This is a genomic window from Bacteroides sp. AF25-38AC (assembly GCF_003602995.1).
Classification (GTDB): domain Bacteria; phylum Bacteroidota; class Bacteroidia; order Bacteroidales; family Bacteroidaceae; genus Bacteroides; species Bacteroides uniformis.
Window position 1 is genome coordinate 133,125 of the sequence record NZ_QTMD01000011.1, and the last position, 14,246, is coordinate 147,370.

General features: G+C 48.1%; 13 protein-coding genes. 1 reads left to right on the top strand and 12 read right to left on the bottom strand.

The genetic code is table 11. From position 1 onward, the window contains the following. Nucleotides 1-75 precede the first annotated feature (75 nt). The 9 genes from DWY55_RS09725 to DWY55_RS09765 all read right to left on the bottom strand — a co-directional run bounded on the left by DWY55_RS09725 (nt 76) and on the right by DWY55_RS09765 (nt 9,977). A complete protein-coding gene (locus DWY55_RS09725; protein WP_009037382.1) occupies nt 76-2,412 on the bottom strand; it encodes a carboxypeptidase-like regulatory domain-containing protein in 2,337 nt (778 codons plus the stop codon). Nucleotides 2,413-2,424: 12 nt separating this feature from the next. After that, nucleotides 2,425-2,829, bottom strand: coding sequence for a hypothetical protein (locus DWY55_RS09730; RefSeq protein WP_005825870.1), 405 nt, complete (start codon nt 2,827-2,829; stop codon nt 2,425-2,427). A gap of 154 nt (nt 2,830-2,983) precedes the next feature. Continuing rightward, nucleotides 2,984-4,654, bottom strand: coding sequence for a LuxR C-terminal-related transcriptional regulator (locus tag DWY55_RS09735; RefSeq protein ID WP_009037383.1), 1,671 nt, complete (start codon nt 4,652-4,654; stop codon nt 2,984-2,986). Between the two features lie 288 nt (nt 4,655-4,942). Further along, nucleotides 4,943-5,425: a hypothetical protein gene (locus DWY55_RS09740; RefSeq protein ID WP_057253887.1), complete on the bottom strand. Its 483-nt coding sequence runs from the start codon at nt 5,423-5,425 to the stop codon at nt 4,943-4,945. Beyond that, nucleotides 5,415-5,924 (bottom strand): RNA polymerase sigma factor, encoded by a 510-nt coding sequence (locus DWY55_RS09745; protein WP_008662032.1) that lies wholly within the window; start codon nt 5,922-5,924, stop codon nt 5,415-5,417. The genes DWY55_RS09740 and DWY55_RS09745 overlap by 11 nt, the downstream gene beginning before the upstream one ends. 60 nt (nt 5,925-5,984) lie before the next feature. Continuing rightward, nucleotides 5,985-6,755, bottom strand: coding sequence for an acetylglutamate kinase (gene argB / locus DWY55_RS09750; RefSeq protein ID WP_008662034.1), 771 nt, complete (start codon nt 6,753-6,755; stop codon nt 5,985-5,987). A gap of 1 nt (nt 6,756) precedes the next feature. Beyond that, nucleotides 6,757-8,649, bottom strand: a complete 1,893-nt coding sequence (gene speA / locus DWY55_RS09755) for a biosynthetic arginine decarboxylase (RefSeq protein WP_005825878.1) — start codon at nt 8,647-8,649, stop codon at nt 6,757-6,759. Between the two features lie 135 nt (nt 8,650-8,784). Beyond that, nucleotides 8,785-9,312: a shikimate kinase gene (locus DWY55_RS09760; protein WP_005825881.1), complete on the bottom strand. Its 528-nt coding sequence runs from the start codon at nt 9,310-9,312 to the stop codon at nt 8,785-8,787. A 62-nt stretch (nt 9,313-9,374) separates the two neighbouring features. Further along, complete coding sequence (locus DWY55_RS09765) at nt 9,375-9,977, bottom strand: nitroreductase family protein (protein WP_005833749.1); 603 nt, start codon at nt 9,975-9,977, stop codon at nt 9,375-9,377. Between the two features lie 117 nt (nt 9,978-10,094). On the opposite strand from DWY55_RS09765, the gene DWY55_RS09770 reads away from it, so the two are divergent. Next, nucleotides 10,095-10,730: a viroplasmin family protein gene (locus DWY55_RS09770; RefSeq protein WP_044468422.1), complete on the top strand. Its 636-nt coding sequence runs from the start codon at nt 10,095-10,097 to the stop codon at nt 10,728-10,730. 93 nt (nt 10,731-10,823) lie between these two features. On the opposite strand, the gene DWY55_RS09775 is transcribed toward DWY55_RS09770, so the two are convergent. The 3 genes from DWY55_RS09775 to DWY55_RS09785 form a co-directional block, all read right to left on the bottom strand. Beyond that, entirely contained in the window at nt 10,824-11,726 is a 903-nt protein-coding gene (locus DWY55_RS09775; RefSeq protein WP_005825894.1) for a sugar phosphate isomerase/epimerase family protein, read from the bottom strand. 22 nt (nt 11,727-11,748) lie between these two features. After that, nucleotides 11,749-12,624, bottom strand: a complete 876-nt coding sequence (locus DWY55_RS09780; protein ID WP_005825897.1) for a DUF1080 domain-containing protein — start codon at nt 12,622-12,624, stop codon at nt 11,749-11,751. Between the two features lie 71 nt (nt 12,625-12,695). Then, nucleotides 12,696-14,183: a Gfo/Idh/MocA family protein gene (locus tag DWY55_RS09785; protein ID WP_005825899.1), complete on the bottom strand. Its 1,488-nt coding sequence runs from the start codon at nt 14,181-14,183 to the stop codon at nt 12,696-12,698. Nucleotides 14,184-14,246: the final 63 nt, after the last annotated feature.

A 14,246-nucleotide genomic window follows, 5' to 3' on the forward strand; every position in this document is an offset into this window, starting at 1 on the left:
AAAGAACGAAGGACTCCCGCGAGGAAGCCCTTCGTTCTTTTATCACCCCACACCTCCGAAGCACGGGAACAGTTGTCATTTATCTATATTCAGAATGCCCGATTCATTGTCGCTGTTATTGATGCGTCTGCCGGATGATTTGTAACGCTTACCAAACTCGAAGTTATAACTCAGCTTGATAACCGCCATCTGTCCTATTTCTTTCGCATGACTCCACGAGGTATAGGGCGCCACTTTGCTCACCCGTTCCTTGCCCGTCTTGTAGTTGTTGGTGAACGGGAACATCATCCCTGCTCCTAATTGCAGCCGCTTGTGGGTATAAGTGGCTAAAACAGCAGCCTGGTTTTCACCCTTATAAATCGTTTCGCCCATCAGCTCGTTCGCCCTTTTACTGAATTGTCCCAACAGAGAGAACTGCTTATAATTGAACACGGCACCCAGGTTGTAATAGAAATCATTATACGTATGGGTATAGGTATTGCCGTTAGACCAGTAACGTGTAAATCCACCATCTATACTCAGCGTCAGGAAATTCTTCAGACTACCAATGTTCAGTCCGCGGAATGTGAAAGAAGGGCCAAAGCGCAGAAACTGTGCAGAACGCTGGTTCTCGTTCATCGAAACCAACTTGTCTCCCTCGGCAAACACACTCTCCATGATGATATTCTTGTGATAGCCATGTGTCACATTCAGCATGAAGACGAACTTCTTCTTCATATAGGAATAGTTCAACGTATTGTTGAAAACGCTGTAAGTCTCCAATGCCGGGTTACCGCGTACTATCTGGATGGTATCTATCGCCTGCTCCACATTGGTCAATGCACTGAGCGAAGGAATCTTGGGTTCGACATTGAACCGATAGTTGATGTTGCCGTTCTTGTGCGGAGAGAAGTTCAGACGGACAGTGGGAGTAAAGGTATAGTAGGTATGTTCCTCCCCTCCTTCCTTGAAATAAGAGCGGGTCAGTCCGGCACTCACACCATAGCTCACTTTCCTGATATTACCCTGCACCTCGGCAAACGCCGCTGTCTTTGCCTGGTTCATTTCCGATACGACGGGTGAAGAGCCTGCATACTCGTTCCTGGCATACATCTGGTAGTGGCGCAATCCGGCGCTGAATACGAGGAACTTGAAACGCTTGTCGTAGATGGCTTCACCGATAATGGAACGCTTATTCCCCGTCACATCTGTTTCAATCATCGCCAGGTCTTCGGCTTGAGGCGTATATTCGTGGTAGAGCCTATTATTGTCGGTGTGCATCAGCGTACCGGTCACGCTCATCGTAAGCATCTGATTCTTCGGTAATGTACGCTGGTAATAAAGGTCGAGCGAAGGAGTGTAGCTGGACTGCTTGTTCTTCAGTCTGGAGAAGATATAGTTATCGGCATCCGCAGCATCATACAACTTGTTCGACTGGTTCAGGCAAGGGGCATCATAGACACTGTTGCGGAACACGACGTTGAATACGTACTTATCCTGCTCCGTCAGATTGTAAGAGAGGTCGATATTGTGGGTAAAGTGCTTGTTTTGGTCGTGAAGCCCCTCCTGCACACGATGTATCGTCTTATTTTCCAACACATATGTCTCGTCTATATCCGTATATGTTTTTTTGAAGTTACGGGCAGACAAGTTATAGAACAATCCCCATTGTGACTTGTTATGATTGAACTTTGCCACCACATTGTCCTCGCTAAACAACATGTGGGGAGCATTAGTGGCTTGTATATTGACCAGTCCACCCGTTTCGCGGCGGCGGACAATGATGTCCACCACAGCGCCCAGGCTGCTGTCGCCATAGCGCTCTCCCGGATTTTCGATGAATTCTATTCTTACAATCTCCTTGGGCAGGAGGGCTGCCACTTCGGTGGAGGTAGCCACAATACCGTTGATACGTGTCTGTACGCTGCCGCCATTGGCTTCCAGGCCTTTACCAAGAGCATCCACCTTCAAGTGCGGAATGGCAAGGTTCAGCATCAGGTCGTAGGGATTATAGGAATTCTTCATGGCAGTAGCGGTGGGTACTACAACCATGCGGTCTACCTTCTGCGTGATATTGCTGCCCGATATTACCACCTCGTCCAGTGCTACCGACTGTTCTTTCAAGATAATGTCTCCCATCTGCACAGTGCCTTGGGGAGTCCTGATGACAATCTGTTCGCCGACGTAACCGATATAAGAGAGTCTTAACAGGAAATCCGAACCGGCAGTGGCTCTCAAAGCAAATTTACCTTTGCCATCAGTGGTGCTTTCCGTAACGAATGAAGAGTCGGGCAAGGAAATCAGGGCTACATTGACAAATTCCACCGGACGGTTCTGTTCATCTACAATTGTACCGTTTACTTTCACTGTTTGTGCCGCTGCGGCAAAGCTACCCAACAGGCATACGATAGCTATAACAAGAATCTTTTTCATAAATGCCGGTGTTTAGAGTTTGTCTTTTAAAGCTGACTCGATGATTGCCTTTATCTCTTCTGACGAAAGAGTTTCTTTATTGGTCCACTCCTTGTCTCTCTCCTCCGAGATATCCAATACGGAATCGCAATGTTCCGACATCAGCAGAAAGAGCATTTTCTCTGAAGTTTCGCCCGACGCGCTTATTACCTCATAGTGCACTTCGGCATACTTGCAAAATTTGCCGTCTACGTTACGACCACATTTACGCTCCAGGTATCCGTAACGGAATTTCTCACCTTCGCCTAACTGCGACTTAACATATTCCTTAGTTGCCGACTTTATTTTATACTGGTCGCTTCCGGGGAAGTAACATGAAGTAAGAGATACAAGTGCGAAACACGCTGCGATTGCCATTGTTCTGAATGTACTTTTCATAAGACTTTCTGTTTTTTGATTTGATGCAAAGTTAAGGCAAGAAGTCTCTTAACTCCTACTAAATCGCACTATTAAAAGTCTTAATACTTAGCACATAAAGCACTGATTATCAACAATGACATATTATAAAAGTCTTAATCCGGCCTCTTCCGGTCTAAATGCCTCTTATGCACTCCACAATATCCTGTTTTTCGCCTGCATTTATCTTCTTTCGGATGGAAGTCTTACGCACGTAGATGGTTGCACTTGTCTGTTGGGTGACCACACCGATTTCTTTCGTGGAGAAACCGGCACAGAGCAGACAGCATATCTGCACTTCCTTATCAGACAATACCTGTCCGAACTTTTCCATCATGCGGGAATAAAAGCCATCGTATAGTTTATCAATTACCGGATAAAGGTCTGCCCAGGCAAGAAGTCCTTCCACCGGAATCTCCTTATTGCCGATGCCCGAAATAAGTTTCAGCAACGCCTGGTTCTGTGAGGTAGGCGTATTGGCAACAAGCCGTATGATACCCAGCTGCTGAAGAAGCAGCTTCTTGAAGAAAGCACCGCTATTCTCTTCCTGATTGTCCGATACCTTCTGGGCATCTTCCAGCAGGCGGGTCAGTGCATCAATACGTTCCTCGGCTTCGGCAAGGCGCTTCCGTCTGTTACGGATATAAAAGGTAAGGGAAACAAGTACCCCGACAAACACAACAACAACCAGCATCGAATACATCCGTGTCTTCTGCCGTTTGATTATCAACTCATAGTTCAACTGTTGAAGCTTGTTCCTGGTCACCAGCTGTTGCTCTATCACGCTATTCTGGTCCCTCATCTCATTCCTGACAGAATCAGCAAACCTACCGAAAGTGACAATGTCCAAAGGTGCCCCGGAAGTATAGTCCAGAATTGTTTTCAACTGTGCCAGCGCACTGCGTACAGAAAAGCCCTCGGCTCTCTTTTCTTCCTGCTTCAATTCATTGTTCCACGCCTGCTCCCAATAGTAACGGGCAGAATCCAACTGATGAAGGTTCAGGAAGTTTTCAGCAAAGATTACCTGCAGAATGGGATAGTTGTCGGTCATAGGCATCAGCCGTCTAACCCGGTGAAGCAGTTCATTGGACTTGGTATATTCATGGCTGTTGGCAAGAAAAGCGGCATAATTCCTCAGATAGTGACAGGCCGAAGCTGTATCGGCTGCCGCCAATGCCATGTCAATACTCTGTTCCAGGTAATCCGAAGAAGAAGGGTGGTTGGCAAGCGCCATATTGAGTCCCAGGTCATAGAGTATGGAGCAATGTTCCCGGACAGATAGCTTATCAGCATATTGCAATATCTTTTCCATCAACTCTATCGCCTGGGAGTGGTCATTTCTCAGATAAGCTATCTCTGCCTTTCCCCGATAAAAAAGAAGAAGCCAGAAGGTGTCTTTCCGGGCTATGGCATAGTCCAAGCCATTCTCAATCGCTTCATCCATGCGTTCCTCCTGCTTCATCCATTTATAATAGGAGGCTTCAAGCAGGTAGCCATCAAGCATACGGGAAGAGTCTTTCCGCTCACGATAGTAGTGTATCGCTTCAGGAAGCAGCGAATCTTCCGCCAATGACATACCCATACGGTAGCGGGCCTGCGCACAGTTCCAAACGAACTGCATCCACTCCGCTTCTGAAAACCCGACATCCTTTTCTATGGAATTAAGCAACTTCAGCGCACTGTCCGGACGGCTCTGCAACAAAGAGTCGGTCTGCGCCAAAAGTTTTTTGTTGCCATGACAGTCATTACAGCCTACAAAGCACATAATGCCTAAAAGCATAATACAGATGTATAGTATGTTTCTCATCTTCTCCATTGTATATATTTGCAGTGAGTAAAGTTGAGAAAAAAAACGGCAGACTCCAAACTATATATACTGTAAATAATAACTCCCTTAAATAAAAAGCCTTGTAACCCACAGGCAAGAACAACAAAGGGACGCTGCATCACGCGGCGTCCCTTCTATTTTAGTTAGTTTTTATAAGATTTTGAGAGAATTGAAACTTCACAGCCTCAAGTTGTTTTAATAAAGCACACTAACTATTATTATGTTTAAAGCAAATAAAAATGTTATTTTAAAAGCAAATGAAAATATCTATTCCTTGATTTCCAGCTCCTTGTTCACCCGGCGCAGGCTGTCCATCACCTGCTTCTCATGAGACACGGGCACATCTCCCGAAAGAGCTACCGACGGTGCGGAAATCTGTTTACCGATAGTATCGGTTGCGGCTACTTCCTCTACATCCGAAAAGAATGAATGCTGCATCACATTTCCCATCGAAAGGACCACTGCTACTACTGCGGCGGCTTTGAACAGCGGCATGAAGCGTGCAGTCAATGTCAGGCGCTTTGCCTTGACCACCGGAACTTCCACTTCGGCAAGCACCCGGGCATCAAAATCCTCACCCAGATGCACTTCCTGCTGAAGCTGCTGATATACGAACAAATCCTTGTAGCGAAGCAAGTGCTTGGGCACATCGCTTCCGCTAAAGAAAGCACGCAATTCAGCCTCCTCTTCCAAAGAAGTTTCGCACTGCCAGTAGCGTTCCAAGAGTTGTTCTATATATTTAGAGTCCATAACCTTCTATATCAATAAACGTTTGTTTCACTTTTTGCCGCGCCCTGAAGAGGTTCACTTTTACCTGCTCCTCGGTCAAGTTCAGGACTGCTGCTATTTCTTTATAGCTCTTACCTTCCACATCCCTAAGCAGCATAATCAACCGTTGTTTTTCGGGAAGCTTGTTCATCAGCCGGTGTATCAACGTCATTCGTTCCTTGTTCACCAGCTTTTCGTAAGGGCTCGATGCATCGGAGGCCTGCTCCATTTCAAGGGTCAACTCCACGGTGCGGGAGTCTTTTCGCTCGCTACGGTCTATTGCCAAATTCCTTGCCACTGTCAAGCAATAGGCCTCGATAGAACCAAACTGCGACCACTCGTCACGCTTGTTCCAAACCCTTATCAGCGTTTCCTGCACAACATCCTCTGCCTCTGCCCTATCGAACGTAATTCTTAGGGCTAACCGAAAGAGCTTATCCTTCAGCGGGAGAATGTCATTGCGAAAGCTGAGTTCTTGCATCTCTAATAAATTGACGGTTAAGTATTCAGAAAGTTACAGCCTATTGCCGTTTTTTTTGAATTATTTTCTAATACGGGTTCCACCGTTCCCGTTGATGGCTGATGCTAAAGTGATTACGACTTCGGATACACCGGCATCCAACGCCTCGAAAGAGTTCTCCAATTTTGGAATCATGCCACCTTGAATCACACCATCTGCCACATATTGCTTGAATTCCTCCGGCGTTATCTGTGGAATCACGCTATCATCGTCGTTCTCGTCACGCAGCACCCCTTTCTTCTCAAAGCAGAACACCAAAGTTACATCGAACAAACCCGCCAAAGCCTTGGCGGTCTCTCCGGCAATAGTGTCGGCATTCGTATTCAGCATGTGCCCGTCTCCATCGTGTGTCAACGGAGCCATCACGGGAACCACACCCTTATGAATGAGGTCTGCCAAGAAAGCATCATTCAGCTGCTTCACATCGCCCACAAACCCATAATCCACCTCCTTCACGGGACGCTTTACCGAACGGATTACATCCATATCGGCTCCCGTCAAGCCCAGTGCATTGACACCACGCGCCTGCAAGCCGGCAACGATATTCTTATTCACCAGTCCGCCATACACCATGGTCACCACCTTCAGCGTTTCGGCATCAGTGATGCGGCGGCCATTCACCATTTTACTTTCAATACCCAGTTGGGCAGCGAGCTTCGTGGCCGAGCGTCCGCCTCCGTGTACCAAGACCTTGTAGCCTTCGATGGCTGCAAAGTCATCCAATAACTTATAGAGGGTGGCTTCCTCTTCTACAATCTTGCCACCCACCTTTATTACAGTCAGTTTCTCCATTTTATTCCAAATAAGTATATCCGTACAGTCCGGAACGGTAATTAGACAAGAATTCCTTCCCTTCTTCCACAGAGATACGCCCTTCCTTGACGGACTGCGTCACCCAAGTTTCCAGCGTACGTACCAGTTTTTTAGGATTATATTGCACGTAGTCCAACACCTCAGCCACCGTCTCGCCGTCAATCAGTTGGTCGATGGTGTAGCCTTTGGAATTGACAGACACATGCACGGCATTCGTATCACCAAACAGATTGTGCATATCTCCCAGAATCTCTTGATAAGCTCCGACCAGAAAAACCGCCAGATAGTAGTGTTCCTTGTCGCGCAACGAGTGCAGCGGCAGGGTGGTCGTATCGGCACGCGAGCTGACGAAATTGGCAATTTTGCCGTCCGAGTCGCAAGTCATATCCTGCAAGGTAGCCTCGCGGTCGGGTCTTTCATCCAGCCGTTGTATGGGCATGATGGGGAACATCTGGTCGATGGCCCAGGAATCGGGCAATGACTGGAACAGCGAGAAGTTACAGAAATACTTGTCGGCAAGCAGCTTGCTCAACTTGCGGAATTCCTCGGGGCAGTGCTTCATGCCGCTGGCAATGGAGTTGATTTCGCGGCAGATACTCCAGTAGAGTTTCTCTATTTGTGCACGCGTATTCAGGTCGACGATGCCATGGCTGAAAAGGTCGAGTGCCTCTTCGCGTATCTGCTGCGCATCGTGCCAAGGTTCCAGCATACTGCGCTGGCTCAGATTATCCCAGATGTCATACAGTTCCTTCACCAGTTCGTGAGCATCCTCTCCCGGTTCCCAGTCGTCGTCCATTTCGGGCAGGGAAGCCGTTTCCAGCACTTCGAAGATAAGCACGGAGTGATGGGCAGTCAGGCTGCGTCCCGTTTCGGTAATGATATTGGGATGAGGGAACCCGTGTTTGTCGGCAACATCGACGAAAGTCGACACCACATCGTTGACATATTCCTGGATGGAATAGTTGACGGAGCTTTCGCTACTTGAAGAGCGTGTACCGTCATAATCAACTCCCATACCGCCACCGGTATCCACGAATTCGATGTTGAAGCCCATCTTGTTCAGCTGCACAAAGAATTGCGAAGCTTCACGCAAGGCATTCTTGATGCGGCGTATCTTGGTTATCTGACTGCCGATATGGAAATGTATCAGCTTCAGACAGTCCTTCATATCTTTTTTCTCCAAGAAGTCCAGCGCTTCGAGCAGTTCACTGGATGTCAGTCCGAACTTGCTGGCATCTCCTCCGCTTTCTTCCCATTTGCCACTTCCACTGGAAGCCAATTTAATGCGAATGCCGATATTAGGTTTCACCTTCAATTGCTTCGCCATCTTGGCAATAAGATTCAACTCATTAAGTTTCTCTACAACAAGAAAAATGCGTTTGCCCATTTTCTGTGCCAACAGTGCCAGTTCAATGAAGCTCTCGTCCTTATATCCGTTACAAACCACGAGGGAACCCGGGTCTGTATTGACCCCTATCACAGCATGCAACTCCGGCTTTGAACCCGCTTCCAGCCCCAGATTGAACTTCTTCCCATGGTTAATCATCTCTTCTACCACGGGACGCATCTGATTCACTTTAATGGGATAGATAATAAAGTTCTCTCCTTTATACCCGTACTCGTCGGCTGCCTGTCTGAAGCAGCAGGACACCTTCTCGATGCGGTTGTCCAGAATATCGGGAAAACGCACCAATACCGGAGCCGCTACATCGCGCAACTGCAACTCGTCCACCAACTCTTTTAAATCGACGGCAACCCCATCCTTACGCGGTGTCACCACAACATGACCTTTGTCATTGATACCAAAGTACGAAGTGCCCCAACCAGTTACGTTGTACAGCTCTTCTGAATCTTCAATACGCCATTTTCTCATCAGTACATTTACTATTAGACTATTTACAATTTACTATTTTCCCACTATAGTGTGTCTTATAAAGGGGGCGACAAAAATACACATAAATCTAATATATCCAGCTCCTCGGACTGAAAAATACACATTTACAAGGGATTAAAGTCCTAAAAGTTGGCGTAACCGTTGCACGGATTCGCTAATCTGGCTGCGGCTTTCCAGATAACCGGCATCAAAGCGATAACGGGCCTGCGAGTAGAAAGGCTCACGCTTATCCAGCGCCTCCACAATGAAGGTGCGCAAATCTTCGTCCGTCTTGCCTTGCAGGATGGGGCGTTGCTGCTTCGCCACCCGGAGCCGGCGGAACAGAATATCGGGGTGTACATCCAGAAACACCGTCTGCCCGCAACCGTTCATATACTCCATATTGTCAAAAAAACAAGGAGTACCGCCACCGGTAGAGACCACGACATCCTCAAATTCCCCTACTTCATGCAGCATGTTTCGCTCCAATTCACGAAAAGAGGCTTCTCCCCGCTCGGTGAACAATTCACGGATTGATTTGTGAAAACGTTCTTCGATGTACCAGTCCAAATCAATGAACGGCACATTCATTTCGCGGGCAAAAGCCTTTCCTAAAGTAGTTTTACCGGCTCCCATGTAGCCGGTCAAGAAAATACGTATCATATCTGCTACGAGTTACAGGTTTCCTGCAAAGGTAGCAATTCCAAGCTGAAAACGCCTCTGTATCAGAGAAAAATTTTGATACGCTTGCTTAAATCTTCGAATTCCTTTTCTCCCGGTTCACCAGTGGGTGTACCGAAGGGCATCTGTGCAATCATCATCCAGTTGTCGGGCAGGTTCCAGGTGCGACGTACCTCGTCGTCAATCAAGGGGTTATAGTGTTGCAGGGAGGCGCCCAACCCCATATCTTCCAGCATAGTCCAGATGGCAAACTGGTGCATAGCGGAGGTGTGCTGTGACCAAGTGGGGAAATTATCCTTATAGGAAGGGAATGTTTCCTGCAGCTTCTTGACTACAGAAGTATCTTCAAAATAGAGCACAGTACCGTGTCCGCTGGCAAAACAGCCGTCAATCTTGGCTTCCGTCTTGGCAAAAGCCTCGGCAGAGATGCGTGCTTTCAGGGTTTCCTTCACAATGTTCCACAATTTCTTATGTTCGTCGCCCAGCAACAATACAATTCTTGTAGACTGTGAATTGAAAGCTGACGGCACATTCTTTACGGCTTCACGAATAATGTGTACTATTTCTTCATCCAGTACTGGCGAATCGCTGCCGATAGAGTAATAACTACGGCGATGCGCCATGGCTTCTGCAAATGTTCTCTTCATTTTTTGTCCTTTCTTTTTTTATTGAGACTTCTCTTCTTTATTTTATATCCGCCATACAAAGAAACAAATGAAAGAGTTAAGTTGTTCGGATTTTCTTTTTTACCTTTGTCCGCAGTTATGAAGAAAGAAAAATATTACGTCGTATGGGCGGGAGTCAGCCCGGGTATCTACACTTCCTGGACAGACTGCCAACTGCAGACCAAAGGCTACGAAGGAGCAAAATACAAGTCATTCGAATCACGCGAGGAAGCGGAAAAAGCCTTTGCCTCTTCGCCGTACACGTACATCAAGCGGTCGGCTCCCTCTCCTGCCAAGACTATTCCCGGCGCCGACGCTCCCCTTCCCACCGCCGTCGCGGAAAACAGCCTTGCCGTAGACGCAGCCTGCAGCGGAAATCCCGGTGCCATGGAGTACCGGGGAGTACACGTCGCCAGCCGTCAGGAAATCTTTCACTTCGGGCCGATGTATGGAACCAACAATATCGGCGAATTCCTCGCCATTGTCCACGGACTTGCCTTGTTGAAACAGAAAGGTTTCGACATGCCCATCTACAGTGACAGCGTGAACGCCATCAACTGGATAAAACAGAAAAAATGCAAGACCAAACTGCCGCGCGACGCCAAGACCGAAGAGCTTTTCCACCTAATAGAACGTGCGGAGAAGTGGTTGCGCGAAAACACCTACACCACCCGCATCCTAAAATGGGAGACAAAGCAATGGGGGGAAATTCCGGCCGACTTCGGAAGGAAGTAAAAAAACGCGGGCACCCCGGATTCTTCATCCGGTTGTGCCCGCGTCAAGAAAATGATGCGGCCGAGCTTATGAATGAATAGCCGCCATCATGTTTTATTTGCTATACGATGCCTTCACGAAAGGAGCATCAAGCAAGTAGTCAAGACTCTGCTTCACACTCTCTTCTACGGGGCAGCTGTATTTCTCAATCTCAGCTACGATGTGGCGCACGCCAGCAGTATCCGTATTCTTGAAGATAGCATCATAACCTACCATACCACTCTGCCCAATCTCGCGGTGATCCTTGATATGGAGCATGGTGAAGCGTCCGGGATACTTGTTGAAGTAATCCACCGGGCTGTTCTGGCCGCGCACTACCCAGTAAACGTCCATCTGGAAGAATACATATTCGGGATTGGTGTGTTGCAGCATGTAGTCCAGCATCAGCTCCTTGTCTTCCACTTTCTGGAATTCATGGGCATGATTGTGGTAACCGTATTTCAAACCGGCAGCCTGGCAGCGCTTGCCCACTTCATTGTAATAGTCGCAGTAGGTCTGCAAGTCTTTCAATGTCTTGGGAACGGAGAGATACGGAGTCACGATATACTCCATACCGGCCTCCTTATGGGCAGCAATGCACTGATCCCACCATTTCAAGGCTTCCGTAAAGTCGCCCGAAGCCAGTTCCTCGTCCGACAACCCGTGGGTAGTGTGCGAAGAAAGCACGGTCATACCGCTCTTTTCCACCATCTGTTTGAACTCCTGGGGAGTCTTGCCGTAGAACTTACCGTCATTGTAGTTGGCGGCCTCCACACTGGTATAGCCCATATCAGCCAAATCCTTCAGAATCTGGTCGAGGTTACTGCCGTCCTTCACCAAGTCTCTTACAGAGTAGAGCTGGATGGCTACTTCCTTTTTCGTCGTTTCCGGCGCCGTTTCCGTGCTGTGGCTGCTGCAGCTTGTGGCCATCATGGATAAGCACAGTGCTGACAAAATCATCATATGTTTGATTCTCATAGTACTATCTTTTTAGAAGGAATTAGTCGAGAACCTTTACACGGATGTTGCGGTACCAAACATCGTCGCCATGATCCTGCACACCGATAAAGCCTTCGTGGTTTTCGCCGCCACAGTTGTTCAACAGTTCGAAAGCCAAGGGCCACTTCTCTTCGCTGAACTTGCTTGCCTGCAACATTTCAGTCCATTGCTTAGTCCACAAGTGATATTCCAGTACGTTTTCATCGTTCTGTCCGTGAACTACAGTACCTTTGTATACCATAATCTTTGCCTTGTTCCATTCGCCGAAAGGTTTGGCGTTCTGCGGAACAGCCGGTATCATGTCGTACAAGGAAGCAGCCTGACGGTTGTTGTCCTTACCCAGTTTGGCATCCGGATGATTGGCGTTATCCAGCACCTGGAACTCGGGAGCAGAGATATAGATGGGTTCCAACACTTCGTTGCCGTCCTTGTCCTTTGAAGTAACTTCCTGAGCCAGATAGAAGATACCGGAGTTACCACCTTTGGAAATCTTCCATTCCAGTTCCAGCTCAAAGTTCTTGAACTTATGGGCGAAAATCAAGTCACCGCCCTCACCGGTCTGTCCTTCGCCGGTACCGGTTCCACAGAATTTGAGGCAACCATCCTCAATAATCCATCTGGAAGGCACTTTGTCCTTACCGTATCCACGCCATCCGTCCAGGCTCTTTCCATCAAAGATAGTGATATAACCGTCCGCATCAATCGGCAGGTTCAAGCTGTCCGTTTCAGGCGCTTTCAGAGACTTGGAATAAGACACCGCAGTAGTAGTAGGAGCTGCAGCTTCCTCCGTAGCGTTCGATTTCTTTGCACCGCCACCGCAAGAGGCGAGCATACCTCCGATAAGGCAACAAGCCAAAGAATAATATATTTTCTTCATAATCTGAAAAATTAAATGATTAGTATTCGTTTATGAGCATCGGAACCTGGTTCCGATACTCTTTTTAATGTTTATCTGGGCATATCGGGCAACTTCCAGCCTTCACGGTAGTTATGCTTGATGAGCTCTTCTGCAAAAGCCTTGGCATTTACCGGATCTGTCCATGTCTTGTCGAAGCTCGGATGGCCGTTGTGTATCTTGAAGCCGTCCTTGATGACTGTACGCAATGTCTCGTCGTCGCCGATATTGGTGAAGCGCATGTTGGCTCCGTCCCATTCCAGTGTCTTGTTCAGGCCCTGCAGACGGATGGCCAATACACCCATTGCCACCATTTCGTTCATCGGTCCCGCTTCGGAGAAATCAGACTTAGGCATCACGCGGCTGGAAGGACTTTCCTTACAAGCACGTACCCAATCCATCTCATGACCGCCATTCATAGCCTTCGGCACACGGCGGCAAACCTTCGGTGCATTGGGCACGCGGCCAGAAAGTAACCACGGGTTCTGTCCGTAGCAACCGCAAATCAGCGTATCCTTCGTTCCGTGGAAGATAGTCAGACCGCCACCGCTCTGCATCAGTTGCTTTCCTTCGGGGAAGCCTTTCGGACGGTCGGGCATCATGCCACCATCATACCAGTGAACTTCCACTTCGGGCATAGCCACCTTCGGCATATTCTCACGTGCGGGGAAAGTCAGCTTCACATGCTGTGCTTGCGGAGCGCAGGCATTGAGCAACAATGTAGATGAACCTTCTACCTTGGTAGGATACAGCAACTTCAAAGCTCTGAACGGCTGGTGCAGGATGTGGCAAGCCATATCGCCCAAAGCACCCGTACCATAATCCCACCATCCGCGCCAGTTCCAGGGATGATAGATTTCGTTATATGGATTCATCTTGGCAGGACCGGTAAACAAATCCCAGTTCAGGGTTTTGGGAATGCGGTCTTCCTTTTCGGGAACATTCAATCCTTGCGGCCAGATGGGACGGTCGGTAGCACATTCCACCTTCGTCACGTCACCGATTTCGCCGTTCCATATCCACTCGCATACCAAGTCGGTACCCTCGTCCGAAGAACCCTGGTTACCCATCTGGGTAACTACTCCCGTAGAAGCGGCCAGGCGGGTAAGCAGACGGGACTCATATACGGAGTGCGTCAACGGTTTCTGGCAATATACATGTTTGCCCATCGTCATGGCATCAGCAGTAATGATGGCATGTGTATGGTCGGCAGTAGCGATGATAACGGCATCGATGTCCTTACCCATCTCATCGTACATCTTACGATAGTCCCAATACTTCTTCGCATTGGGAAGCTCATCGAACACACCTTTCGCGTAGCGCCAGTCTACGTCACAAAGCGCCACGATATTTTCCGTAGCCTTCACATGGTTGATGTTGGTGTGTCCCATACCGCCGATACCTACGGCAGCAATGTTCAAACGGTCACTGGGAGGCACGTGTCCGTGGCTCTTACCCAAAATGCTGCTTGGAGCAATGGTAAGACCCGCCAAAGCTAAACCTCCGGTCTTAAGAAATTCTCTTCTTGTAAATTTCGACATGGTTCTTTAGATTTTAAAATCGGTTAATATAATGAGTTTTAAAACAATCCTTAATTACAGTAG

Coding starts and splice junctions, on each gene's coding strand:
- argB (WP_008662034.1), bottom strand. CDS start 6,755: ATGGAGAAACTGACTGTAATAAAGGTGGGTGGCAAGATTGTAGAAGAG.
- DWY55_RS09765 (WP_005833749.1), bottom strand. CDS start 9,977: ATGAAGAGAACATTTGCAGAAGCCATGGCGCATCGCCGTAGTTATTAC.
- DWY55_RS09745 (WP_008662032.1), bottom strand. CDS start 5,924: ATGCAAGAACTCAGCTTTCGCAATGACATTCTCCCGCTGAAGGATAAG.
- DWY55_RS09780 (WP_005825897.1), bottom strand. CDS start 12,624: ATGAAGAAAATATATTATTCTTTGGCTTGTTGCCTTATCGGAGGTATG.
- DWY55_RS09775 (WP_005825894.1), bottom strand. CDS start 11,726: ATGAGAATCAAACATATGATGATTTTGTCAGCACTGTGCTTATCCATG.
- DWY55_RS09730 (WP_005825870.1), bottom strand. CDS start 2,829: ATGAAAAGTACATTCAGAACAATGGCAATCGCAGCGTGTTTCGCACTT.
- DWY55_RS09740 (WP_057253887.1), bottom strand. CDS start 5,425: ATGGACTCTAAATATATAGAACAACTCTTGGAACGCTACTGGCAGTGC.
- DWY55_RS09760 (WP_005825881.1), bottom strand. CDS start 9,312: ATGATACGTATTTTCTTGACCGGCTACATGGGAGCCGGTAAAACTACT.
- DWY55_RS09785 (WP_005825899.1), bottom strand. CDS start 14,183: ATGTCGAAATTTACAAGAAGAGAATTTCTTAAGACCGGAGGTTTAGCT.
- DWY55_RS09770 (WP_044468422.1), top strand. CDS start 10,095: ATGAAGAAAGAAAAATATTACGTCGTATGGGCGGGAGTCAGCCCGGGT.
- speA (WP_005825878.1), bottom strand. CDS start 8,649: ATGAGAAAATGGCGTATTGAAGATTCAGAAGAGCTGTACAACGTAACT.
- DWY55_RS09735 (WP_009037383.1), bottom strand. CDS start 4,654: ATGAGAAACATACTATACATCTGTATTATGCTTTTAGGCATTATGTGC.
- DWY55_RS09725 (WP_009037382.1), bottom strand. CDS start 2,412: ATGAAAAAGATTCTTGTTATAGCTATCGTATGCCTGTTGGGTAGCTTT.